This is a genomic window from Nocardia sp. NPDC020380 (assembly GCF_044386975.1).
Lineage (GTDB): Bacteria > Actinomycetota > Actinomycetes > Mycobacteriales > Mycobacteriaceae > Nocardia.
In genome coordinates, this window is the sequence record NZ_JBIRVQ010000016.1 from 18,195 (window position 1) to 40,603 (window position 22,409).

24 protein-coding genes are annotated in these 22,409 nt (G+C 67.5%); 17 read left to right on the plus strand and 7 right to left on the minus strand.

Annotated features, from left to right (window positions below; genetic code table 11):
• Positions 1 to 8: 8 nt before the first annotated feature.
• From ACH438_RS36475 to ACH438_RS36505, 7 genes are all read left to right on the plus strand, one after another.
• Complete coding sequence (locus tag ACH438_RS36475; protein WP_397013922.1) at positions 9 to 545, plus strand: hypothetical protein; 537 nt, start codon at positions 9 to 11, stop codon at positions 543 to 545.
• Between the two features lie 315 nt (positions 546 to 860).
• Positions 861 to 1,367 carry a hypothetical protein gene (locus ACH438_RS36480; RefSeq protein WP_397013924.1) on the plus strand — a complete coding sequence of 169 codons (507 nt, stop codon included), beginning with the start codon at positions 861 to 863 and terminating at the stop codon, positions 1,365 to 1,367.
• A gap of 11 nt (positions 1,368 to 1,378) precedes the next feature.
• Positions 1,379 to 2,566, plus strand: a complete 1,188-nt coding sequence (locus ACH438_RS36485; RefSeq protein ID WP_397013926.1) for an exonuclease domain-containing protein — start codon at positions 1,379 to 1,381, stop codon at positions 2,564 to 2,566.
• A 109-nt stretch (positions 2,567 to 2,675) separates the two neighbouring features.
• Positions 2,676 to 3,707, plus strand: coding sequence for an alpha/beta hydrolase (locus ACH438_RS36490; RefSeq protein ID WP_397013928.1), 1,032 nt, complete (start codon positions 2,676 to 2,678; stop codon positions 3,705 to 3,707).
• Between the two features lie 76 nt (positions 3,708 to 3,783).
• Positions 3,784 to 4,884, plus strand: a complete 1,101-nt coding sequence (gene gcvT, locus ACH438_RS36495) for a glycine cleavage system aminomethyltransferase GcvT (protein WP_397013930.1) — start codon at positions 3,784 to 3,786, stop codon at positions 4,882 to 4,884.
• Between the two features lie 118 nt (positions 4,885 to 5,002).
• The gene (locus ACH438_RS36500; RefSeq protein ID WP_397013932.1) at positions 5,003 to 6,103 is read left to right on the plus strand and encodes a branched-chain amino acid aminotransferase; all 1,101 of its coding nucleotides are present in this window, start codon (positions 5,003 to 5,005) and stop codon (positions 6,101 to 6,103) included.
• Positions 6,104 to 6,243: 140 nt separating this feature from the next.
• Positions 6,244 to 6,600 carry a hypothetical protein gene (locus tag ACH438_RS36505; protein WP_397013934.1) on the plus strand — a complete coding sequence of 119 codons (357 nt, stop codon included), beginning with the start codon at positions 6,244 to 6,246 and terminating at the stop codon, positions 6,598 to 6,600.
• Between the two features lie 26 nt (positions 6,601 to 6,626).
• Here the strand turns inward: ACH438_RS36505 and ACH438_RS36510 are convergent, their stop codons facing one another.
• The 3 genes from ACH438_RS36510 to ACH438_RS36520 all read right to left on the minus strand — a co-directional run bounded on the left by ACH438_RS36510 (position 6,627) and on the right by ACH438_RS36520 (position 9,416).
• The gene (locus ACH438_RS36510; protein ID WP_397013936.1) at positions 6,627 to 7,340 is read right to left on the minus strand and encodes an MBL fold metallo-hydrolase; all 714 of its coding nucleotides are present in this window, start codon (positions 7,338 to 7,340) and stop codon (positions 6,627 to 6,629) included.
• A gap of 438 nt (positions 7,341 to 7,778) precedes the next feature.
• Complete coding sequence (locus ACH438_RS36515; RefSeq protein WP_397013938.1) at positions 7,779 to 8,750, minus strand: carbohydrate kinase family protein; 972 nt, start codon at positions 8,748 to 8,750, stop codon at positions 7,779 to 7,781.
• A 315-nt stretch (positions 8,751 to 9,065) separates the two neighbouring features.
• Entirely contained in the window at positions 9,066 to 9,416 is a 351-nt protein-coding gene (locus ACH438_RS36520) for a HesB/IscA family protein (protein WP_397013940.1), read from the minus strand.
• A 266-nt stretch (positions 9,417 to 9,682) separates the two neighbouring features.
• Between ACH438_RS36520 and ACH438_RS36525 the strand changes: the two genes are divergently transcribed.
• Positions 9,683 to 10,336: a DUF3043 domain-containing protein gene (locus ACH438_RS36525; protein WP_397013942.1), complete on the plus strand. Its 654-nt coding sequence runs from the start codon at positions 9,683 to 9,685 to the stop codon at positions 10,334 to 10,336.
• 136 nt (positions 10,337 to 10,472) lie between these two features.
• Here the strand turns inward: ACH438_RS36525 and ACH438_RS36530 are convergent, their stop codons facing one another.
• Together ACH438_RS36530 and ACH438_RS36535 are read right to left on the minus strand one after the other, a co-directional pair.
• Entirely contained in the window at positions 10,473 to 10,700 is a 228-nt protein-coding gene (locus tag ACH438_RS36530; RefSeq protein ID WP_397013944.1) for a hypothetical protein, read from the minus strand.
• Positions 10,697 to 10,819, minus strand: coding sequence for a hypothetical protein (locus ACH438_RS36535; protein WP_397013946.1), 123 nt, complete (start codon positions 10,817 to 10,819; stop codon positions 10,697 to 10,699). Before ACH438_RS36535 ends, ACH438_RS36530 begins: the two co-directional genes overlap by 4 nt.
• An 85-nt stretch (positions 10,820 to 10,904) precedes the next feature.
• On the opposite strand from ACH438_RS36535, the gene ACH438_RS36540 reads away from it, so the two are divergent.
• From ACH438_RS36540 to ACH438_RS36565, 6 genes are all read left to right on the plus strand, one after another.
• Positions 10,905 to 11,864, plus strand: a complete 960-nt coding sequence (locus tag ACH438_RS36540; RefSeq protein ID WP_397013948.1) for a helix-turn-helix domain-containing protein — start codon at positions 10,905 to 10,907, stop codon at positions 11,862 to 11,864.
• 46 nt (positions 11,865 to 11,910) lie between these two features.
• The gene (locus tag ACH438_RS36545) at positions 11,911 to 12,180 is read left to right on the plus strand and encodes a hypothetical protein (RefSeq protein WP_397013950.1); all 270 of its coding nucleotides are present in this window, start codon (positions 11,911 to 11,913) and stop codon (positions 12,178 to 12,180) included.
• A 44-nt stretch (positions 12,181 to 12,224) separates the two neighbouring features.
• Entirely contained in the window at positions 12,225 to 14,264 is a 2,040-nt protein-coding gene (cobT, locus tag ACH438_RS36550) for a nicotinate-nucleotide--dimethylbenzimidazole phosphoribosyltransferase (protein WP_397013952.1), read from the plus strand.
• 252 nt (positions 14,265 to 14,516) lie between these two features.
• Positions 14,517 to 15,260, plus strand: a complete 744-nt coding sequence (locus ACH438_RS36555; protein WP_397013954.1) for an adenosylcobinamide-GDP ribazoletransferase — start codon at positions 14,517 to 14,519, stop codon at positions 15,258 to 15,260.
• Between the two features lie 299 nt (positions 15,261 to 15,559).
• Positions 15,560 to 16,402, plus strand: coding sequence for a DUF4239 domain-containing protein (locus ACH438_RS36560; RefSeq protein WP_397013956.1), 843 nt, complete (start codon positions 15,560 to 15,562; stop codon positions 16,400 to 16,402).
• Between the two features lie 37 nt (positions 16,403 to 16,439).
• Positions 16,440 to 17,471 (plus strand): hypothetical protein, encoded by a 1,032-nt coding sequence (locus tag ACH438_RS36565; RefSeq protein WP_397013958.1) that lies wholly within the window; start codon positions 16,440 to 16,442, stop codon positions 17,469 to 17,471.
• A 49-nt stretch (positions 17,472 to 17,520) separates the two neighbouring features.
• Here ACH438_RS36565 and ACH438_RS36570 read toward each other — a convergent pair whose 3' ends face one another.
• Entirely contained in the window at positions 17,521 to 18,039 is a 519-nt protein-coding gene (locus ACH438_RS36570) for a MetQ/NlpA family ABC transporter substrate-binding protein (RefSeq protein WP_397013960.1), read from the minus strand.
• A gap of 131 nt (positions 18,040 to 18,170) precedes the next feature.
• Here ACH438_RS36570 and ACH438_RS36575 point away from each other — a divergent pair, with 131 nt between their 5' ends.
• From ACH438_RS36575 to ACH438_RS36585, 3 genes are read left to right on the plus strand one after another with little or no spacing between them, the layout of a single operon-like run.
• The gene (locus ACH438_RS36575) at positions 18,171 to 19,049 is read left to right on the plus strand and encodes a MetQ/NlpA family ABC transporter substrate-binding protein (RefSeq protein WP_397013962.1); all 879 of its coding nucleotides are present in this window, start codon (positions 18,171 to 18,173) and stop codon (positions 19,047 to 19,049) included.
• Positions 19,046 to 20,062 carry a methionine ABC transporter ATP-binding protein gene (locus ACH438_RS36580; protein ID WP_397013964.1) on the plus strand — a complete coding sequence of 339 codons (1,017 nt, stop codon included), beginning with the start codon at positions 19,046 to 19,048 and terminating at the stop codon, positions 20,060 to 20,062. The genes ACH438_RS36575 and ACH438_RS36580 overlap by 4 nt, the downstream gene beginning before the upstream one ends.
• On the plus strand, positions 20,059 to 20,799 hold the full coding sequence (locus ACH438_RS36585) for a methionine ABC transporter permease (RefSeq protein ID WP_397013966.1): 741 nt from the start codon (positions 20,059 to 20,061) through the stop codon (positions 20,797 to 20,799). The genes ACH438_RS36580 and ACH438_RS36585 overlap by 4 nt, the downstream gene beginning before the upstream one ends.
• Positions 20,800 to 20,951: 152 nt before the next feature.
• Here ACH438_RS36585 and ACH438_RS36590 read toward each other — a convergent pair whose 3' ends face one another.
• On the minus strand, positions 20,952 to 22,346 hold the full coding sequence (locus tag ACH438_RS36590) for an AIM24 family protein (protein ID WP_397014263.1): 1,395 nt from the start codon (positions 22,344 to 22,346) through the stop codon (positions 20,952 to 20,954).
• Positions 22,347 to 22,409: the final 63 nt, after the last annotated feature.

Here is a 22,409-nt window from a genome sequence, read left to right on the forward strand (position 1 = left end):
TCGCGGAGATGGTGGAGGCCGAGCATGCGGCATCGGTCAGTGCGCAGGAAGCCTGTGGCCATCATTCTCAATCGGTATACGGGCAGTTCTACGCCGGGATCAGCGAGCGGTTCGCCGCCTTCGGGGAGCTTCCGGGGGCCGTGCTCGTTCGGCCCGGCCGGGCTCCGTACCACGTAGTTGTCGTGAACGGAGTGGCGTTGTACCCATGGCGGCACTCGAGAAATCCGGAGGGCGACCTCGGATCCAGCCGGTTCGGGACCTCCGACGCACGGCTCGCGGTGGCGAATCTGCGGCCCCGGCCTGTGCAGGGGATGCTCGACTTCGGCTTGCCGGATCCGGAGCTGAGCGAGGAGGAACAGCAGTTCGTCGAGATCGCGCAGAGTGTCTTGAGTGATCCCGCGATTGGCCGGTTGGTTGTTGTCGCGATCTGCAGTTCTGTGCAGGGCCTGCACTCGGTCGAATGGGGCGAGGTTTCGCTCCAGCCCGACGAGCATCTCCAGTGGATCGGATTCCATGAGAGCCTGTTGAGAGCGACGTCGGAATAGCCTTCGCAGACCGCCCTTTATGCCCGGCAGCTGGCCTACTTCGGGTTGCTGCCGTAGCCGAACTGGCGGGCCAGGGCCGAGTTGACCTCTTCTATGACGAGAGGGGTGGGGGAGCGACTGATTTTGGGCCACGTGGTCACGGTAATCGGCGGGTGTGACAGGGTGGGGTAGACATACTGGTTGGAATTGTTTGTCCTGCTGTGGATTTCGACTTCGGGCGAGTGCAGGACTTGTCGGACCGATGCTTTACGGTAGCCCGTGTATTTGTCCGTGCGACTTCGGAGGGTCATGACTTCTTCGGCTGGGCTTCATCCGGTGGCGGTGCTCGATCGGCGGGGTGGTCGGGTGGTGGTCTGGCATGTGAATGTGGGGGCGGCTTTGGGGCTTTCGCGGCTGTCGGGGGCTTGGGTGCTGGATGCGGACGCAGTTGAACTGGCTTCGTTGACTGTGGGGCGGTGGGTTGTCAGGTGCGGTTCGGATGTGGAGGCGCCGGAGGGGGTTGCGGGGGTTGTGGATTTGGAGGCCACCGTGGATGCCGTGCAGGGGGAGATTGCTGCGGCTGATGAGGCGTTCTCGGCGCATCAGGAGGTGGCGGGGAACAAGCTCATTCGGCCGGAGTGGCCGGTGATCGCTCACCCTGCTGAGGCCGGGTTGCCGCGGAATGAGGTTGAGGAGGTGGTGCGGCCGGCGTTGGGGGTGGCTCGGGGGTTGGCGGAGATGGCGGATGGGTGGGCGGCGTTCGAGTCGTTGCGGGTGGTGCGGCCGTTTTTAGTGGAGTTCGGGGGTGTGGGGGTGCGGGCACTGCCGTTGATGGTGGGGTGAGTATGGGGGGAATGTCGTTTGTTGCTATTGATGTGGAGACGGCTAATTCTGCTCGGGGGAGTGTTTGTGCGGTGGGGGTGGCCGTTGTGAGGGAGGGGCGGCGGGTGGTGACGGAGTCTTGGCTTTGCCGGCCGCCGGTGGGGGTGGACTTCTTTTCTTGGCATAACGTTCGGGTGCATGGGATTTCGGCTGGGCGAGTGGCGGGGGAGCCTACCTTTGGGGAGCGGTGGCCGGAGGTGTTGCGGATGGTGGAGGGGCTGCCGGTGATTGCGCACAATGCACCGTTCGACAAGTCTGCTATTCGGGAAGCGTGTGGGCACAGTGGGATTCGGGCTCCGGAGTGGGAGTTCGCTTGCAGCTTGGCCATTTCGCGGAGGCATTTGGATTTGGAGAGCTATCGGTTGCCGAGTGTGGCGGAGGCGCTGGGGATTGCGCGGTTCAGCCATCATGACGCGGCTGCGGATGCCGCCGCGGCGGCCGATATCGTGCTCGCGCTGGCGGAGCGGACCGGGGCTGGGTCACTGGCCGAGTTGGAGCGGTCGGGGGCGGACCGGCCGTCGCGAGGTTCGGGCAATGGGCGGAGCGGGCAAGCGGATCGGCGGGAGCGGTCGGGCAATCGGCATTCGAGGTGGGGCGCGGCCGGACGTTCGTCAGCCGACACGATCCGGCGGCAGGACGAGGTGGTTCGCCTGCCGGGCGAGACGATCCGGAATCCCAGCGCGGCGATCCAGCAGCCGGATGAGAGGATGCGGCGGCCGGCGGGGCAGCGGCAGGCGGGGGAGCGGCGGGAGCGTGGATCTTGGTTTCCGCGTGCCGAACTCGTCATGCCCGAGATCACGGGGACGGATCCGAAACATCCGTTGTACGGCCAGATCGTGGTGTTCACAGGGGATCTCGCGAAACTCACGCGGCAGGAGGCGTGGGATGCGATCGCGGCTTGCGGGGCGACGCCGGCGCGGAATGTGACCAGGCGGACTACGTGCCTCGTCATCGGGGACGGGTTCACCGGTGGTGATCCGGCGGCGTTCACCACGACCAAGGCGGCGCGGGTCGTGCAATTGCGGGCGGGCGGTCACCGGATCGAGGTGCTCGACGAGCAGGGACTGCTTGCGCGGCTCGGGCCGGCCACTGAGTCGGCCACACACTGTGAGGCGACCGCCCAGTCAACCTCCGACTCCCTGTTGCCGGGGAATAGCTAATCCCGACCGGCCGGAATGTTGAAGTGTGGGAATTACTTCATTGCCGGGGTCCGGTGATGTCGGTAAAGAGGATGGAGACGATCTTTCGGACGATGATGTCGAGGCCAATATGAAGAGTGCACGGGGTCGGTTGTGTCAGGGAGCGGGGGCGATCCTGGCCGCGACTGTGCTGGGGGTTTTCTGCGCGGGTGTCGCGCAGGCCGAGCCTCCGGCATTCTCCAGTGCACAGGTTGATGCGGATGGGTCGCATCTCGATCATGTGGTGCAGCACGATGATCGGCGCGCCACCTTCTACGTCTACTCGGCGGCCATGAACCGGGTGATCGCTATGCAGGTCATCCTGCCCGCGGACAGCAGTGCGCCGCGGCCCACCCTGTATCTGCTGAACGGCGCCGAGGACGGGGTCGACGGGAACGGTCAGGAGACCTCCTGGGAGACCAAGACGGATCTGGTCAGCTACATGGGCGATCAGAACGTCAATGTCGTCAATATCCTCGACGGGCGATACAGCTACTACACGGACTGGCAGGCCGACGATCCGGTGATCGGCCGCAACAAGTGGACCACCTTCCTGACCCAGGAACTGCCGCCGGTAATCGACTCCGCGCTCCATTCCTCGGGCCGCAATGCCATTGCGGGCGTGTCGATGTCGGCAACCTCGGTGCTGGCGCTCGCTGAAGACGCCCCCGGCCTGTATCAGAGTGTCGGATCGTTCAGTGGTTGCGCGCAGACCAGTACCGATCCCGGCCGCCGGTACTTCCAGATAACGGTTGCTTCCGGTGGCGCCAACCCGTGGAACATCTGGGGTCCCGATGGCTCGCCCTCCTGGACCGCCCACGACCCCTCCACTGACGCCAATCTGGTCAAACTCCGCGGCACCAACCTCTACATCGCCGCCGGTGCGGGCCCTGACGGCGCCTCCGGCGCGAACGGCAACATGGGCCTCAGCCAGCCTGCCGTATCCAGCAACCTGCTGGAATCCACAGTCGCCGCATGCACCCAGACCCTCCAGTCCGCCACTGAACGACTAGGAATTCCGGCGACCTACTCCTACCTCCCCAACGGCGGCCACAACTGGCCCTCCTGGCAGATCGACTTCCACGCGGCCTGGCCGGGAATGGCCCGCAGCCTGGGCATCTGAGGGCCGATCCGCCGCCGAGTGATTGCCGGGAACGGGCGAATTACGCGCAACCTCATTGACCGATAAGCTCGCACGGGTGACCGACGAACAGCTGCTGCAGGGCCCTATCCATGCCGTCCATGTCGAGTTGGGCGCCACTTTTGCTCCGTTCGGGGGGTGGGAGATGCCGGTCTCGTATGCGGGGACCGTCGGTGAGCACACCGCCGTGCGGAACGCGGTCGGGATCTTCGATGTCAGCCACCTGGGGAAGGCCACCGTCAAGGGGACCGGCGCGGCGGCATTCGTGAACTCGGCGTTGACCAACGATCTCGAGCGGATCCGGCCGGGGAAGGCGCAGTACACCCTGTGCTGCACGCCGGAGGGCGGGGTCATCGATGACCTGATCGCCTACTACGTCAGCGATGACGAGATGTTCCTCGTGCCCAATGCGGCCAATACCGCTGCCGTGGTGGCGGAATTGCAGAAGGTCGCGCCGGAAGGCATCACCGTCACCGACGAACATCGCGGTTACGCGGTGTTCGCCGTGCAGGGCCCGCGATCGGCGGAAGTGCTCGCCAAGCTCGGTTTCCCCACCGACATGGAATACATGGCCTACGCGGACGCCGAATGGGACGGCCGCCAGATCCGCGTCTGCCGCACCGGCTACACCGGCGAGCACGGCTACGAACTCCTCCCCAAATGGGACGACGCCGAGCCCCTCTTCCGCGCCCTACTGGCCGAGGTCGAAGCCGCCGACGGCCAGGCCGCCGGCCTCGGCGCCCGCGACACACTGCGCACCGAAATGGGCTACCCCCTGCACGGACACGAACTCTCCCTGGAGATTTCGCCGCTGCAAGCCCGCTGCGGCTGGGCCGTCGGCTGGAAGAAGCCGGAATTCTGGGGCAAATCCGCACTGGAACAGGAGAAGGCGGCCGGCCCGCGCCGACTCCTGTTGGGCCTCAAGGGACTCGACCGCGGCGTCCTCCGCCAGGGCCAGACCGTCCTGCGCGGTGACGATCAGGTCGGCGAAACCACCTCCGGCACTTTCTCGCCCACCCTCAAGCTCGGCATCGCCCTGGCCCTCATCGACACCGCCTCCGGCATCCAGCCCGGCGACATCGTCGAGGTCGATGTCCGTGGCCGCCGCCTCCGCTGTGAGGTAGTCAAGCCGCCTTTCGTCGAGGTCAAGACCTCCTAGTCGCGCTGCCCGCCCCCGCTGTGCCGTTGCCGTCGAACCGGGCCCCTACCCCGGGGTTTGCTGACGGCAGCGGAGGGTGGCACCGGCGCGTCGGAGAGGGCGAATTAGACTCCCGGTCATGACTCTTGCCGCACAATTCGCTCGCGTCCCGCATCCCGCGCCATTGGGGGCGCAGCGGCGGCAGGAGATTCTCGCGGAGCCCGGGTTCGGGCGGTTCTTCACCGACCACATGGTGTCGCTGGACTACATCGACGGGCAGTGGACCAACGGCAAGGTCGAGCCCTACGGGCCGATGGCCATGGATCCGGCGACCATGGTGTTCCACTACGGGCAGGCGATCTTCGAGGGGTTGAAGGCGTACCGGCAGGCCGATGGCAGCATCGCCACCTTCCGGGTGGATGCCAATGCGGCGCGATTCGGGCGGTCCGCGGCTCGGATGGCTATGGCGGAGCTACCGGAGGAGCTGTTCATCGAATCCGTGCGGCAGCTGCTCGAAGTCGATGCCGATTGGGTGCCGGCGGCGGGTGGGGAAGAGTCCCTCTATCTGCGGCCGTTCATGTTCTCCACCGAGGTCGGGCTGGGTGTGAAACCTGCTTCGGGGTACAAGTACCTGCTGCTGGGGTCGCCGGCCGGCGCGTACTTCTCCGGTGGGTTGAAGCCGGTCAAGGTGTGGCTGTCGACCGAGTACACGCGGGCCGCGCCCGGTGGCACCGGTGAGGCCAAGGTGGCAGGCAACTATGCGGCGTCGCTGCTGGCGCAGCGACAGGCGGCCGAACAGGGGTGCGATCAGGTGGTGTGGCTGGATGCTTGCGAGCATCGCTACGTCGAGGAGATGGGCACCAACAATCTGTTCTTCGTGTTCGGGAGCGGGTCGCAGGCTCGGCTGGTGACGCCGGAGCTGTCCGGCTCGCTGCTGCCGGGTATCACGCGCGACTCGTTGATCACGCTGGCGGCCGACTCCGGCTACCAGGTGGAGGAGCGGAAGATCTCCGTGGACGAGTGGCGGAAGGGCGTCCAATCCGGTGAGATCACCGAGGTTTTCGGATGCGGGACCGCTGCTGTGGTGATTCCGGTCGGGTCGGTGCGTTCGGACGACGGCGATTTCACCATCGGGGACGGGACGCCGGGTGAGGTCACCATGGCGTTGCGCGACACGCTCACCGGAATTCAGCGCGGCACCTTCGCTGACCAGCACGGGTGGATGCGCAAGCTCGCCTGACAGCGTCGACGAAAACCGCCCGCCCCGAACCGAATCGGGGCGGGCGGCGTCGTATTCGGGTCCGCCGCCGGGTTATACCAGCTGGATCAGCAACCCCGTAGGCACTCATGAAAGCCGCATTCCGGGCTACGGTTGATGGGGTGAGGTACGAATTCGTGGTGCTGCCGGTGGGGGCCGTCGCATCACCGGGGGAGGTCGCGGGGTATCTGCGCGCGCAGCAAGGAATTCCGGTCGACGACCAGTTGCGGCTGCTCGCGGCCGGGCTGCGGATGTGGAACGAGGAATTGCCGGTTTCGGCGCGGCGGGCGGTGCTGCACGTCGAAGCCGCGGGCATGGCGCTGCGGGTCACGCCCGCAGATGTCGCCGAACGGTGGAGACCTCGGGGGTCAGGGCTCGTCGGGGTGGCGGGTGCTATTCGGTCGGTGCTCGAACTGCTCGTCGACGGGCTGGGGTATCAGCTCTACGACGCCGAGAACGGGACGCTCTGGACGCCCTGACGCGTACCGGGCCGCCGCGCAGTCGATCAGCCCGGCATGAACATCTGCCACTGCTCCAAGGTCTGCGGCCGCATCACGTAGTTGTGGTCGCGGATGTGGGACAGCGAGGCGCTGGGCTCGTCCGAGTACCAGTGGCCGGGGTAGACGACCGGATCGCCCTGCAGCCCAGCCAGATACCGCAGGCTGCGGAACATGGCGTCGGAATCGCCGCCGGGGAAGTCGGTGCGGCCGCAGCCGTCGACGAAGAGGGTGTCGCCCGCGATCAGGCGGTTCTCGAACAGGAAGCACTGACTGCCGGGCGTGTGGCCGGGGGTGTGCAGGAGCTCGATCTCGAACCCGCCGACCGCGACCTTGTCGCCGTGCGCATGGCCGGTCAGCTCGCTCGGCGCGATGCCGGTGACATTCGCGACCCACGGCAGTTCCTCGGCATTGACGTGCACCGCCACGTCGGTCTTCTCCAGCAGCTCCTTCACCCCGCGCAGCGTGAACCCGAGCATGGTGCCGCCGACATGGTCGGGGTGATGGTGCGTGGCCAGCACACCGGTGAGCCGCATCCCGTCGCCCTCGGCGATCTCGACCAGCTGCCCCGCCTCGTAAGCCGGGTCCACGACCACACATTCGCCGCTCTCACGATCGCCGATCAGGTACGCGAAGTTCCGCATCTGGGTGGCGATCGGATCGCCGGCAGCCCAGTCGCGGCCGGACAGCAGCTGGCGGAAATACAAACGGTCGGAGGCCATACCCATAAGCCTATTGCGCGCGATGTATCCGCCCCACCCGGACCCGCCCTCCCACCCGAACTCCGGCCCGGGCCCGATCCTCAGCGAGACGGCAGTCGCTCGAGGCTGCCACTTCTCGCGCCCGCGGGAACCGGGGCACAGCGAGAGGGCACTCACCAAAGTGACACGCCGTCGGAGACTTTGGTGAGTGCCCTCTCACGGGCCCAGCGACGACGGCCGCACCTCGCTAGTCTGGAACTCCTCCGAGGCGGCCCGGATTCGGCTGTGGCGAGAGGGCACTCATTGTGGCGACACGCCGTTGGGGACTTTGGTGAGTGCCCGCTCGTGGAGGCTGCCTTGTGGTGGTTGATCGCGCTGGCGCAGCCCAGGGCCCGGCCTCGAAATGTGAAGCCGCCCGCCGGATGTGTCCGGCGGGCGGCTTCGGGGTGTGGGTGCGCGCTACACGCGGACGAGGATGGCTTCGATTTCGTCGGCGGCTTCGGGGCCGTAGGCGTCGCGGAGGCGCTTCATGGCGGCGTCGTGGTCGAGGGTCCAGTCCTGGGGGCCAACGGTTTCCAGGACGAGGACGGCTACCAGGGAGCCGAGTTGGGCGGAGCGTTCCAGGGAGAAGCCGGCGGACCGGCCGGTGAGGAAGCCGGCGCGGAAGGCGTCGCCTACGCCGGTGGGGTCGACCTTCGCGGTGTCGGGGACTACGTCCACGTGGAGTTCGGTGCCGTCGCGGTCGACGATCTTGGCGCCCTTGGAGCCGAGGGTGGTGACGCGAATGCCTACGCGCTCACCGACTTCCGCCTCGGACAGGCCGGTCTTCTGGAGGAGGATGCCCCACTCGTACTCGTTGGTGAAGAGGTAGGTGGCGCCGTCGATGAGCTTCAGGATGGTGTCGCCGTCCACGTACGCCAGCTGCTGAGAAGGGTCGGCGGCGAAGGGGATTCCGGCGGTGCGGCACTGTTCGGTGTGGCGCAGCATGGCTTCGGGGTCGTCGGCGCCGATCAGGACCAGCTGGAGGTCGCGGCCGAGCTTGGTGATGTCGATGTCGCGGGCCTCGCTCATGGCGCCGGGGTAGAAGGAGGCGATCTGGGCCATGGTTTCGTCGGTGGTGCAGACGAAGCGGGCGGTGTGGGCCTCGGTCGAGACGCGGACGGCGGAGCAGTCGACTCCGTTGTCCTCCAGCCACTTCCGGTACTCGCCCCAGTCCTTGCCGACCGCGCCGACCAGCAGCGGGCGCTGGCCGAGCACGCCCATGGCGTACGAGATATTGCCCGCGACCCCGCCCTTGCGGATGGTCAGGTCATCGACGAGGAAGCTGAGCGATACGTGCTGAAGTTGGTCTGCCAGCAGCACATCGGAGAACTTTCCCGGAAAGCGCATGAGGTGATCGGTCGCGATGGACGCGGACACGGCGATGGTCACGGGGAATCCTTCGGTGGGGGTGAACGGCGGGAATCGCCGCAGTAACAAAACTACTCTGTCCGAGACGGGGAGGCCCAACTCTCGGAGGCTCTCAGGGGCTTCGCCCCCGAACCCCCAGAGGTGGCTCTCAGGGCTTCGGCCGAACCTCGGAGGCGGCTGTCTGGGCTTCGGCCGAGCCCCGGAAGCGGCTGTGTGGGCTTCGGCCGGACCCCGGCGGCTGTCTGGGCTTCGCCCGAGTCTCCGGAGCGGATTTGGTCCGGGCAACGCAACAGCGCGGAACCTCCCGTGGGATGTTCCGCGCTGTGGGTTAGTGCCTCAGTTGAAGCTGTCGCCGCAGGCGCAGGAGCCGGTGGCGTTCGGGTTGTCGATGGTGAAACCCTGCTTCTCGATGGTGTCGACGAAGTCGATCGAGGCGCCCTGCACGTAGGGGGCGCTCATGCGGTCGACGGCCAGCTTGACGCCCGCGAATTCGACGATCAGGTCACCGTCGAGGGTGCGGTCGTCGAAGAAGAGCTGGTAGCGCAGGCCGGCGCAGCCACCCGGCTGCACGGCGATGCGCAGGGCCAGATCGTCGCGGCCTTCCTGATCCAGCAGCGCCTTTGCCTTGGAGGCGGCAGCATCGGTCAGAGTCACACCGTGAGTGGTGGTCTCGTTCTGCACAGTCATGAACTCTCCTAAAGGACCTGTTTTCAACCCGTCAGAGGCGTACGGCTCGACGCCTGTCAACGCCGCTTCGCGGGCGACTATTCCCAATCCTACGCGGAGGGTGTTGCGCGGATGGCGGGTCGTCTGTCACTTGTCCTGTTCGCGGGCTTTCCCCCGGCGTGACCCGGCGATCCTGGTCGCCAGGAGGTAGCTGTGGGCGTGGGCGACACAACAAACAGGCAGACCAGGATTTTCCGGCGGACGCGTCATCGAATAGCCTGGTCGGCGTGAAGTTCCTGCGCCGTGGCGAGTCCAACCCCACAACCGATACCTCCAGCGTCGAAGCCGGTGGTACGGCGACGGTCGAGGACAAGTCGGTCACCCTGAGCAAAGGCCGGCCGACCCCCAAGCGACGGGAGGCCGAAGGCCGCCGTCGCGGCCCGGTCGCCCCAGCGCCCATGACCTCCAAGGAGGCCCGTGCCCGGCGCAAGTCGCTGCGCGGGACCAAGGAGGAACGCAAGGCGAGCTCGTCCGACCGCCGCAAGGAGGCCCAGGATCGGCGCGCCCGCATGCTCGCCGGTGAGGAGCAGTTCCTGCTGCCGCGCGACAAGGGGCCGGTTCGCGGGTACGTGCGCGACATCGTCGACGCGCGCCGCAACCTGCTGGGCCTGTTCATGCCGCTGGCGGTGGTGTTGATCTTCAGCATGATCCTGTCGCCCGGTCTGCAGGCCATCGTGACGCTGGCCATGCTGATCATGATGCTGTTCATGATTACCGAGGGCTTCATCCTCGGCCGCATCGTGAACCGCCGCGTGCGCGAGCGCTTCCCGGATACGACCGAGCGTTCGATGTCCCTCGGCTGGTACGCCTTCGTGCGCGCCTCGCAGGTGCGCCGCATGCGCGCCCCGAAGCCGCGGGTCAGCGCGGGCGACAGCATCTGAGTTCTGGTGCGCTGCGAGGCCGCCTTATCGGCGGCCGACGCAGTCGGCATCCATGGCCGGCGCACTCGAGTGCGGTGGGTGGAGACCTGGCTCTCGGAGTGCTTCGCGATCACCGAGTCCATATGACTCCGAGCGGTTATCCGTGCTCGCGGTAGGTCGCGATGGCCCGGAGGTCGTGGGCGACGCGGGGGGCGTCGCGGTCGTCGAAATTGATGGAACCGGCCAGGTTCCGGAGCGAGTCGCGGTGGAACGGGACGGCACGGCCGGCTGCCGACAGCAGGGCGACGACGCGGGTGAAGACGTGTCCGCGGTCGGTGGCGGTGACGTGCAGGAAGGTTCCGGGTGCGGGGGTGATGGCAGTCATGACAGGTTTTCGCCTTCCTCTGTGGAATCGGTGGAGCCCCAGGCCATTCCGATGTAGGTGAAGTAGCCGAGCGCGCAGATGGCGGTTCCGGCGGTGACGATTGCGGTGAGGGGCTGCATGGCTGTAAGTTTTCTATAGAGAACTTACAGCCAACAGTGGCAGTAACGTCATTGTTCGCAAATATTCGGCCAGAAAGGTCGGGTCATGCTGCAGAAGGTCGCCGTCGTCCTGAACGACCGCCTGGCCATGTTCGAATTCGGAGTCGTCTGCGAGGTTTTCGGCCTCGACCGCAGCGCCGACGGACTGCCGCTCTTCGACTTCCGCGTCTGCGGGGCCGAACCCGGGAAACCCCTCACCACCAGCTCACCCGGCATCACCGTAGCGCCCGAATACAGCCTCGACGAGCTACTCGACGCGGATCTCGTGGCCGTTCCGGCCTTCCCCATCGACCACGGCTACGACGAGCGGGTCGTGGACGCGGTACGGGCCGCTGCGGAGCGCGGAGCGACCATTCTCACCGTGTGCTCGGGGGCGTTCCTGGCCGGTAAGGCCGGACTGCTGGACGGGCGCAAATGCACCACGCACTGGCGCTACGTCGATCGGCTCGCGCGGGAGTTTCCGCACGCCACAGTCGATCCCGACGTGCTGTTCGTGGACGAGGGCAATCTCATCACCAGCGCCGGCACCGCCGCCGGCATCGACGCCTGCCTGCATCTGGTGCGACGCGAACTCGGCAGCAGCGTCGCCAATGCCATCGCCCGGCGCATGGTGGTGCCGCCGCAGCGGGACGGCGGGCAGCGGCAGTTCATCGAACGGCCCGTCGTGGACTGCAGCTCGGACAGCCTGAGCGAAACCCTGCACTGGATGGGCGAGAATCTGGACCTGCCGCACACCGTGGAGGCGCTCGCGGACCGGACCTCCATGTCCACCCGCACCTTCGCCCGCCGCTTCGCCGCCGAAACCGGCACCACCCCGGTGAAATGGCTTACCGGCCAGCGCATTCTGCTCGCCAAGCAACTTCTCGAAGAGACCGACCTCGACCTGGAATCCCTCGCGAACCGCTGCGGGTTCGGGTCCGGCGCCCTGCTCCGGCACCACTTCCAGCGTTCGGTCGGCATCGCACCGGTCGAATATCGCCGGCGGTTCGGGGTTCGCGCCTCCTGAACTTCCGCTCGGAGCGGGGAATTCGAGTCGGCTACGATCCGCAGCCATGAGGTGGGGAGCGTTCGTGATCGGCTTGTCGGCGGCTGTGGTGCTGGGTGGTGCGGCTACCGGATGCGGTAAGGCCGCCGATGCGGCCGGCGACTGCGTCGCGCAGGGGAAGCTCGATATCAAGGTGGTCGACTGCCACAAGGACCACTACGGGAAGATCATCGCGACCGTGGATCTGGCATCCGAATGCCCGGCCGGTACCGACTCTTCGTTCCAGAGCGCCGTCAGCAGAAAGTTCCAGTGCGTGCACAACCAGACGACGCCGTGAATCCGGTGCGAGCGGTGGGTAGCCGCTGTTGATACCGTGCTGTCGTGTCGCACACTGCTCAAACAACCGATCGGCCGCTGCGGACGCTGGTGCTCGGTGGCGCCCGGTCCGGGAAATCGGCCTTCGCGGAACAGCTGGTCGCGTCGGAAGCGGTGCGATACGTCGCCACCGCCATAGCCGATGCCGATGATCAGGACTTCGCCGAACGCATTGCGGCGCATCGGGCGCGGCGGCCCGCGGAGTGGACGACCGTCGAAGGCGACCCGATCGGGGCCTTGAGCGCGGGCGGCGGGGCGACGCTGATCGACGACCTCGGGACTTGGCTCACCGCGCGGATCGATGCGCGCGGAGCTTGGGAGTTGCCGCGGGGGAGGGTGGGGCCTGATATCGAAGAGCTGGTTGCGGCGGTCACCGGGTATCGGCATCGGCTGGTCATTGTCAGTCCCGAGGTGGGGCTCGGGGTCATCCCGGGGACCGCTTCGGGGCGGCTCTTCCGCGATGAACTCGGGACGCTGAATCAGCGGCTGGCCCAGGTCTGCGACGAGGTGTACCTCGTTGTCGCCGGCCAGGCGCTGCAGATCAAGCCCGATCGCGCCACCGTGGTCACCGATGCCGTGACCGAGCTCAGCGATGTGTCGGCGGCCGCTCTGCGCGATGCCGCGAACTCGCCTGCGGCGCAAGCCGTTGCGGCGACCGGGGGAACCGTGGCCGCGGCCGGTGCGGTGTCCGGGCTCGGCGATCTGCCTGGCGTCACTCCAGACGATGCAATGAACCCCGCTGTTACGCAGGGAGCTTCAGTCGACGCGCGCGCTGCGGGGACTATCGCGCCGGCGGACGCCGAGGTGTTCGACGTCGAAACGCCGCTCGAGTCGGCCGGAAGTGTCGTGGCGGGAGACGACGCGGCGGCGGTGTCCGGCGCTGCCGTGGTCGACGCCCGCGCTGCCGGGGCCGCAGTTCAGGGTGTTGTGGCGGGGACCGGCGTCGACGGTGCTGAGAGCCCGAATCTGAACAAGCCGCGGGTGCGGATTGCGTTCGGGCCGGTGATGGGGCCGGATTTGGGGGTGCGGGCTGCTGCGGAGGAGCGGCAGTTGCAGTTGACCAAGCCGGCGGGGGCGTTGGGGCGGCTGGAGAAGCTCGGGAATTGGGTGGCGGCTTGCCAGGGGGTGTGTCCGCCTCGGCAGTTCGAGCGGGCTCGGGTGGTGATCTTCGCGGGGGACCACGGGGTGGCTCGGCACGGGGTGTCGGCTTACCCGAGTGAGGTGACCGGGCAGATGGTGGCCAACTTCCTGCACGGGGGTGCGGCGGTGAATGTGCTGGCGCGCTTGGCCGATGCGACCGTGCGGGTGGAAGACATTGCCGTCGAAGGGGATACGACGCCGGAGATTTCGCGGCACAAGGTGCGGCGGTCCAGCGGGTCCATCGACCGCGAGGACGCGCTGACCGAGGCCGAGGTGCAGGCCGCACTGGCCGCCGGCGCCACCATCGCCGACGAGGAGATCGATTCCGGCGCAGACCTTCTCATCGCCGGTGAGATGGGGATCGGCAACACCACGCCGGCGACCGTGCTGATCGCCGCCGTCACCGACACCGAACCGGTCGTCGCGGTGGGGCGGGGCACCGGTGTCGACGATGCGGGCTGGATTCGCAAGACCGCGGCCATTCGCGACGCCATGTGGCGGGCGCGGCCTGTCGTCAAGGATCCGGTTGCCTTGCTGCGCACCGCATCCGGCGCGGATCTGACCGCCATGGCCGGCTTCCTGGCCCGTGCGGCCGCACGGCGGACCCCGGTGATCCTGGACGGCGTCGTGGTCACGGCCGCCGCCCTGGTGGCCGATCAGCTGGCGCCCGGCGCCCGCGCCTGGTGGATCGCCGGACACCGCTCCAGTGAGCCGGCCCACAAGATCGCCCTGGACCGCCTGGAATTGGAGCCCCTGCTCGAAATGAGCATGCGCCTGGGCGAAGGCTCGGGCGCCCTTACCGCGCTGCCGCTGCTTCGCGCGTCCGTCGCCACCTTGTCCGACATGGCGACCTTCGCCGACGCGGGAGTCAGTACCGCCGACGCCCCCGAACCCGCCGGTGCCTGACAGCTCCCAAACGCTTGCCGCCGAACTATGTTCGGTGGCAAGCCGGGGGCAGGGGCCGTCCGCCGGTCGGCCATCGCCGCGAACGACTATGCGGCCGCGAACGATTATGCGGTCGGGCAGGACGATGCGGTCGGGCAGGACGATGCGGCCGGGCCAGGTGAGGTCGGCCTGCGCGTGCGTTCCCGGAGCGACGTGTGTCGGGGGCGGTATGGCGGGGATGCGGAGAATCGTTGTTGCGCGCGAGGTGTGGTGGTGAATGGTTTGCGGTTGGCGGTTTCCTGGTTGACCGTGCTGCCGGTCAGGGGGCCGGAGCAGGTGGATCGGGAGGCAGCTGGACGGGCTATCGGGTGGGCGCCCGTTGTGGGGATATTGGCCGGGGTGGGTGCGGCCGGGGTGCTTTGGGGGATAGGGGCTTTGGGGGGTAGCTGGCTGCTGGGTGGGCTGGTGGCGGTGGCCGGGCTGGCGTTGATCACGCGGGGAATGCATGTCGACGGGCTGGCCGACACCATGGACGGGCTCGGGAGCTACGGGCCGCCGGAGCGGGCTCGCGAGATCATGAAGAGCGGCGGGGCCGGTCCGTTCGGGGTGGCTGCGCTGGTGTTCGTTATTGGGATTCAAGCGGTTTCGCTCGCGGGGCTGGCGGCGAACGGGCGATGGCTCGCCGTGGTGTTCGCTGTCGCGGTGGGGCGGGTGGCGGTGGTGCTGGCCTGTCGACGAGGGATCGATGCGGCGCCCGGCGCCGGATTCGGTGCGCTGGTGGCAGGGACTCAAGGGCCGGTCGTAGCGGCCGTGTGGGGCGGGATCGCTCTGGTTGCGGCAGTATTCGCGGGCGGGAATCGGTGGCAGGGCCCGATCGCGGTCGCGCTCGCGCTGGCGGTGGCCGCGGTGCTGGTCCGCCATTGCGTGCGGCGGTTCGGTGGCCTGAACGGTGATGTGCTAGGCGCCGCACTGGAAATCAGCGTCACCGTAGCGGCCTGCGTCCTCTCCTTCCGCTGAGTCGCATACGCCGAGCGGCATATGTCGCGCACCGCCGGGGGAGCGAGTCGCGCACCACCGGGGGAGCACGACATGCACCACCGAGGGCAGTGAGTCGCGCGCCGCCAAGGGGGCGATGGGGTTTGGGGTGTGGGGGTCCGGGTGGAGGGAGGCTCGGCTGGGAGTGTGGGGCGACACTCCGGGGGACGCGCCGGGGGTGGTGACGGCGTTTGTTGCGGCTCGCAATCCGACTGGGCGGTGGTTGCGAATACAGCGTGTTCGGCTGTCCCGTCACCGTGTTCGCCGAGGATGGAGTGACCATGCAGTGGATATTCCTGCTGCCCGTTTTGTTCGCGGTGATCGCCGTGATCGTGTTCGTGGTCGGGGATCGCGTACGGCCCAAAGCGTGGCGGAAGGAGGACGGCGAAGAGGGTGCGCACACCATGGTTCTGGACCTGGTGAACATGTTCTTTGCCGCGATTGTCGCTTTCGTCGTGGTGATCTGCTGGCAGAGCTATGACGACGCGCATTCGCACACTGTGGCCGAGGCCAAGGGGCTGGTGACGGTGTACGAGGCGGCGCACGATCTGCCCGAGCCGTATCGCAGCAATATCGAGGGGCTCACCCGGGAGTACACGAAAGAGGTTGTGACGCAGGAATGGTCGACCATGGACCATCATCAGCGGCTCGACGACAAGGTGCAGGGCACCTTCGACGAACTGCGGGCTGCGGTCGATTCGGTGCCGACGACCGACCCGGATGTGAAGGACACACAGGACAAAGCGTCCACCGCTTTGGATGCGGCCTCCGACGCACGCTATGACCGCGGGCTGGACGCGCAATACCGCATGCCGACGATTCTGTACGTCGCGCTGTGGTTCGGCACGGTCATGCTGCTGCTCGGCACGGTGCTCGCCGGTGTGGTGGTGACCAAGCGAAATCTGCTGATGACGGCCCTGTTCGGGATCGTGGTCGGGACCGTGATGCTGTCGATCTACCAGCTCGACCGCCCGTTCTCCGGTGGCAATGTGGTGCCGCGGGACGCCTACACGCTGGCGCAGCAACGGTACGACCAACTCGGCAAGACGCTGGTGCCGGACAGTTCGGCTCCCGGCGCGCCCGCAGGCAATGCACCGGTCTCGAGCGGGGTGCCGAACCGATGAACGGGAATCGACCGCCCGCCTGGACAAGGCGGACCCAATGACCAGAACACACAGAGCCGCACGAGGATTGGCGGTGGCCTCGGCGGTGCCCGTCGCGGCGCTCCTACTCGCCGGGCCTGCTTCGGCGGACCCGGGTCTACCCACTGTGATCGATCAGATTGCCAGCGGCAGCGCGGGCGGGCCCTCGGGCAGCGCCGGTCCCGGCGCCGTGGACGCTCCTTCGGGCAGCGCGCTGTCGCTCGGGAGCGGCAGCGGTGCAACCGGTTCCGGAGCGGGCAGCTCAGCGACCGGGAGCGGACTCGGTCTGAGCGCGGGCCGAGTGGCGGGTGGCGGTGCTTACCTCGGGAATGGCAGTTCAGGCTCGGGGAGTAGTAGCGGTAGCGCCGTCGGTGCGGATCCCACGAATCTCGCTCTGTCGGATGGGCATGCGCTGGCCGCACCGAAGGCTGCGAGCGCATTGGGCGGTCAGGTGGCGGCGCCGAACACCTTGGGAGGCCTGGCCGGACTGGATTCCGGCAGTGTGGCGACGGCCTGCGCGGGTAGTGCTGTACTCGGCAGTGCCGCACTCGGATTGGGCATTCTCACCGGCAGTTCACTCGGCTCCGGTGTCGGCAGTGCCCTCGGTAGTTCGCTGGGCTCGGGACTGGTCGGTCCCGGCTGGTGGCCCGGACTCTGGCCCGGCGGCTCCAGCCTGGTGGGTCCCGGCTCCGCCGCGGGCAGTGCGGCGGTCGGCAGCGCCGCCAGCGGCAGCGCTCTGCTGACCTGCCTGCTCCTGCTCCCCGTCCCTCTGCAGGAACCCGCTATCCCCCTGCAGATTCCGTCACCGCCGGCCGTGGTCCCGGCCGCCGCCCCGATCATCCCGCCGCCTCCGCCGCCTCCGCCGCCTCCGCAGGTCACACCACCGGTTCTCCCGCCACCCGTGGCAGTACCTCCACCTCGTCCAAGGCCCGCGTATGTGGCCTCCACTCCGGTCCCCGCACACCCGGCCTGGACCACCCTGCAGATGATGACGGTCATAATCATCGCGATCATCGCCGCCGCCCGCGCAAAGATGCGCCGCCGCCTGTAGCCGGCCCGCCCGAAGCGGCGGTATCTCGCGCGAAGACGCGTCGTCGCTTTCAAGCTGCGTGCCGAGGCGCCGGTGTCCGGCGCCTCGATGCACCGCGACTTCTGGGCTGGGCGCACGGCGCGCCGGAGGCTCGCCACTGCCCTGCCGGCGCCGACGCGACCGCCGGGTTGTTGCTCAGGGTGATTTCGCCGCCCTCGGGGATGTCGGTGACCGACTTGTGCTTCTTCGAGTGCAAGGTCAGCGGGTAGATCTCGGTCGCGCCGAGGGGGACCAGGGTGTCGTTGTTCCGGGCGTTGTAGTTGGCCAGGTAGCGGACGTGCTGGAACTTGTTGAGGTCGATCTGGCCCTGGGAGAGTGCGGGATTGGGCTGGTTGTAGTCGGTGAAGTTGGTGAAGCTCACCGTGATGCCCGCCGCGGCGGCCTTCTTCTTGAAGACGTCCCAGTGCGGTTGTGCGAGATCGTTCACACCGATGCGGACCACATTGTCGTGGTGTTCCCCGCCACACGCGGCGGTCAAGGCCAGGCTTAGCAGTAGAGGAAACACCAGGTAGCGGCGCAATTTTCGCATTTCACGCAAGCTAGGCGACTGGTACGTACCAGCGCGAGGTTTGGACTCGGCCGGATCTCAATCATTGCCGGTCGATTGCCCGCACGGTTGCATGGCCGGGTTCGATTTCGACCGATCATGTGGGAGTACGAGTGAAATTCCATCGGGTACTGGCGATCCCGGTCCTGGTAGCGGCAGTCGCGGGCCTCACCCTCACGGCAACGGCGTGCAGCAGCAATAGCTCCGACGCGAATACCGTGCGCATCGGCACCACCGAGACCGATCCGCAGTGGGACGTGTTCAAGGACAAGGCCAAAGCGCAGGGCATCAATATCGACATCGTCCACTACTCGGACTACTCGCAGCCCAATCAGGCGCTGGCACAGAAGCAGATCGACGTGAATCTGTTTCAGCACCTGCAGTTCCTGGGCCAGTTCAATGTCGCCAACAATCAGGATCTGACGCCTATCGGAGCCACTCAGATCACGCCGCTGGGGCTGTACTCCAAGAAGCACAAGACGCTCGCCGACATCCCGCAGGGCGGCGAGATCGCGGTGCCGAACGATCCCACTAATCAGGCGCGCGCCCTGTTCGTGCTGCAGGCAGCCGGGCTACTGAAGCTCGCCGACAGCAACCCGCAGCCGACGCCGGCCGATATCGACAAGGGTACTTCCAAGGTGAAGGTCACCCCGGTGGACGCCGCGCAGACGGCGCTGTCGCTGGCCTCCGTGGACGGGTCCGTGGTCAACAACACCTACCTGGAGCGTTCCGGTATCGACCCGAATTCCGCGCTGTATAAGGATGATCCGAACAGCCCGGGCGCGGCACCGTACATCAACGCCTTCGTCACCCGCGCTGCGGACAAGAACAACCCCACCTACCTGAAGCTCGTCGACATCTGGCACGACCCGGATGTGGAGAAGGCGGTCGCCGAGAACTCGAAGGGCACCGCGGTCGAGGTGACCAAGAGCGGGCCGGAGCTGGAACAGATCCTGCAGCGGGTGCAGCAGACCATCCGCGACACCAAGTGAGTGACAAGCCCGCCGCGGTCGAATTCCGGTCGGTCACCAAGGTTTTCGAGGCCGGTAAACAGAGTCACACCGCGCTGTCGGAAATCGATCTGCGGATCGAACGGGGCGAGATCTTCGGTGTGATCGGCTATTCCGGCGCGGGCAAGAGCACGCTGGTGCGCTTGATCAACGCGCTGGAGAAGCCGACCAGCGGCAGTGTGCTCATCTCCGGCGACCCCATCACCGGGGTTCCGGAGTCGCGGGTGCGGCAGTTGCGGCGCGATATCGGCATGGTGTTCCAGCAGTTCAACCTGTTTCGTTCGCGTACCGCGGCCGGGAATATCGAATACCCGCTGAAGGTCGCGGGCTGGCCACGTGCGCGGCGCAAGGCGCGCGTGGCGGAACTGCTCGAGTTCGTGGGGCTCACGGAGAAGGCACGTAGCTACCCGGATCAGCTGTCCGGCGGGCAGAAGCAGCGGGTCGGCATCGCGCGGGCGCTGGCCACCTCGCCGTCGCTGCTGCTGGCCGACGAGGCCACGTCGGCGCTGGATCCGGAGACCACTCAGGAGGTGTTGCGGCTGCTGCAGAAGATCAATCGCGAGCTCGGCGTCACCATCGTGGTCATCACCCACGAGATGGATGTGATCCGTGCCGTGGCCGACCGGGTCGCGGTGCTGGCCGAGGGCCGGATCGTCGAATTGGCGAGCACTTTCGAGGTGTTCGCGGCACCGCAGGCCGTGCCGACGCGGTCGTTCGTCGAGACGGTGCTGCACAACCGGCCCAGTGTCGACGAGCTGAAACGGCTGGGCGAGCGGCACTCCGGGCGGCTCGTCACCGTGGATATCGACGATGAGCGCGGTATCGGGGACGCGCTCGCCACCGCCGCGCATGCCGGTGTGCGGTTCGAGGTGGTCTACGGCGGCGTGAGCGCGTTGCAGGACAAGACGTTCGGCAGCGTGACGCTGACGCTCGAAGGGCCGGACGACGCGGTCAACAAGGTCGTCGACGAGCTGGAGCGGAGGGCGGCCGTATGAGCCTCGTGCATTCCGCGGCGAATTATGCGGCCGCGCGAACGAGCTGGCACGCCGACGAGGTGAATTACGCAGCGGTCCACACGGATTGGGATCGGCTGCGGCCGGTGCTCGGTGATGCCGTCGGCACCACCATCTACCTGGTGGGGCTGACCTTCGTGGTCGGCGGCATCATCGGCCTGGCCTTGGGCACCGCGCTGTACACCACCCGCAAGGGCGGTCTACTCGCCAACACCCCGATCAACCTGGTGCTCAACGTGGTGGTGAATGTGGTGCGCCCCATCCCGTTCATCATCCTGCTGGCCGCTCTGGGGCCGGTGACCTTGAAAGTCGTCGGCACCACGATCGGCACCGATGCGGCGGCATTCGTCATGATCGTCGCCGCGTCCTTCGGTATCGCCCGCATCGTCGAGCAGAACCTGGTGACGGTGGATCCGGGTGTGATCGAAGCGGCCCACTCGATGGGGGCGGGCCCGCTGCGCATCATCCTCACCCTCCTGATCCCGGAAGCGTTGGGCCCCTTGGTCCTCGGCTACACCTTCGTGGTGATCGCCATCGTCGACATGTCGGCCATGGCGGGCACGGTGGGCGGCGGCGGCCTCGGCGACTTCGCGCTGGTCTACGGCTATCAACGATTCGACTGGCAGGTCACCCTGGTGGCGACGCTGGTCATCATCGCAGGGGTACAAGGCATCCAGTTCCTCGGAAACTGGTTGGCCCGCAGGGTATTGCGGCGTTGAGGGGACGGGCCCGGAACCGATGGTTCCGGGCCCGTGCCGTATACGAAACCGGCACCTCGGGCCGACCCGAATTCGCGTGCTCCCAGCCGCCTCGGGCCGGCCCGAAATCTCCTGTTCTCAGCCGCCTCGGGTCGACCCGAAATCGCCCGGTCTCAGCCGAAGATGCCGCCGAGCATGCCGCCGTTCTGGCCGGCTTGCTGGCCGCGGCCCTCGCCGCCGATGAGGCCGCCCGGGGGTTGTTCGGAGGGCTGGACGACTATGAAGCCTTGGCCGGAGAAGGCGAGGGTGAGGCCTTCGCCGGTGCTGCGGCCGATGAGGCGGCCGAAGCCGAAGGAGTCGTTGCGTTTGATGCCGGTTTGGAGGCCGGCGGACCAGGCTACGGCGGCTTGGGGGTCGGCGTAGGTGGGCTGGTCCACGTTGAGGACCACGGGGTGGCCGTGGGTGATGATGGCGATGCGGCCTCGGCCGGTGAAGACGCAGTTGAAGAAGCCTGCGTTGGAGGCGTATCCGGCGGCGCCCTGCATGAGGCGGATGTCGTAGCGGAGGGTCGGGTCGAAGGCCAGGACGTTCGCGCCGTTGATGGTGAGGCCGTCGGTGCCGTCGAGGTCGATGGTGTGGACGTCGGAGGCGCCGTTGGCCAGGAACAGGTCGCCGCGGCCGGACACCTTCATGAGTGGGACGCCCTCACCCGTGAGCCGCTGCTGGATGGCCCGGCCGATCCCGCCCGCGCCCAGCGCCTGGAACTTCAAGTCGCCCTGGTACGCAACCATAGATCCGGCGCGCGCCATGACCTCCCCGTTCACCGCGACCCGGATCATCTTGCCGTTCTGCTTCTGGATTCCGGCGCCCTGGACCTCGGCATGTGCGGGGCTGAAGAGGTCGCTCTGCATCGGCTGGGCTCCTTGCTGCGGGGCGAACGCCGCCGGTGGGATCGGCGGGTGGATCGGGCTGGAAGGTGGCATCGGCGGGTGTGCCGGGGACGAGGGCGCCATCGCCGGCGGGAGACTCGGCCCGGGCGAGGGATTCACCGGCATCGGCGAGCGCCCCTGCCCGGCAGTGGTATTGGCCGGAGGGATCGGGGGCGGCGGGGTTTCGGGTTCGTCGTCGATGTTGACGCCGAAGGCGGTGGCTATGCCGGCCAGGCCGTCGTCGTAGCCCTGGCCTACGGCGCGGACTTTCCAGGTGGCGGCGCGGCGGTAGATTTCGACGGCGACCACGGCTGTTTCGGTGGTGAGGCCGGTCAGGGGGAAAGTCAGTGTGGCGGTGTCGGATTCGATGGTGGCCGTGACCTGGGCCGCGGCGGCGAAGGTGGTGGGGCCGGTGCCGTCGAGGCTGGCGGTGACCACGACCGTGTCGATATCGGGTGGGAGGGCGGTGGTTCGGATGTCGACCAGGTCGGGGGCGCCGGCGCCGTTGCGGTAGGTGACGCCGGGGCCTACGGGCTGGTTGAAGAAGATGAAGTCGCCGTCGGTGCGGACCTTGCCGTCGGCGCTCAGCAGGAGGGCCGAGACGTCGAGTGGGGCAGTGGAAGTCACGGTGACGAGCATTCGATCGCCCGGGGCGGGGCGGTTTTCACCGCGCGCGAGCGTTGTCACCGGCTCCTCGTTCCA

Excerpts from the sequence above, each read along its gene's own strand:
- ACH438_RS36490 (WP_397013928.1), top strand. The coding sequence starts at position 2,676 with ATGAAGAGTGCACGGGGTCGGTTGTGTCAGGGAGCGGGGGCGATCCTG.
- ACH438_RS36510 (WP_397013936.1), bottom strand. The coding sequence starts at position 7,340 with ATGGCCTCCGACCGTTTGTATTTCCGCCAGCTGCTGTCCGGCCGCGAC.
- ACH438_RS36545 (WP_397013950.1), top strand. The coding sequence starts at position 11,911 with ATGAGGTGGGGAGCGTTCGTGATCGGCTTGTCGGCGGCTGTGGTGCTG.
- ACH438_RS36485 (WP_397013926.1), top strand. The coding sequence starts at position 1,379 with ATGTCGTTTGTTGCTATTGATGTGGAGACGGCTAATTCTGCTCGGGGG.
- ACH438_RS36535 (WP_397013946.1), bottom strand. The coding sequence starts at position 10,819 with ATGCAGCCCCTCACCGCAATCGTCACCGCCGGAACCGCCATCTGCGCG.
- ACH438_RS36590 (WP_397014263.1), bottom strand. The coding sequence starts at position 22,346 with ATGCTCGTCACCGTGACTTCCACTGCCCCACTCGACGTCTCGGCCCTC.
- ACH438_RS36530 (WP_397013944.1), bottom strand. The coding sequence starts at position 10,700 with ATGACTGCCATCACCCCCGCACCCGGAACCTTCCTGCACGTCACCGCC.
- ACH438_RS36540 (WP_397013948.1), top strand. The coding sequence starts at position 10,905 with ATGCTGCAGAAGGTCGCCGTCGTCCTGAACGACCGCCTGGCCATGTTC.
- ACH438_RS36500 (WP_397013932.1), top strand. The coding sequence starts at position 5,003 with ATGACTCTTGCCGCACAATTCGCTCGCGTCCCGCATCCCGCGCCATTG.
- ACH438_RS36520 (WP_397013940.1), bottom strand. The coding sequence starts at position 9,416 with ATGACTGTGCAGAACGAGACCACCACTCACGGTGTGACTCTGACCGAT.
- ACH438_RS36585 (WP_397013966.1), top strand. The coding sequence starts at position 20,059 with ATGAGCCTCGTGCATTCCGCGGCGAATTATGCGGCCGCGCGAACGAGC.
- ACH438_RS36560 (WP_397013956.1), top strand. The coding sequence starts at position 15,560 with ATGCAGTGGATATTCCTGCTGCCCGTTTTGTTCGCGGTGATCGCCGTG.
- ACH438_RS36570 (WP_397013960.1), bottom strand. The coding sequence starts at position 18,039 with ATGCGAAAATTGCGCCGCTACCTGGTGTTTCCTCTACTGCTAAGCCTG.
- ACH438_RS36475 (WP_397013922.1), top strand. The coding sequence starts at position 9 with ATGGTGGAGGCCGAGCATGCGGCATCGGTCAGTGCGCAGGAAGCCTGT.
- ACH438_RS36565 (WP_397013958.1), top strand. The coding sequence starts at position 16,440 with ATGACCAGAACACACAGAGCCGCACGAGGATTGGCGGTGGCCTCGGCG.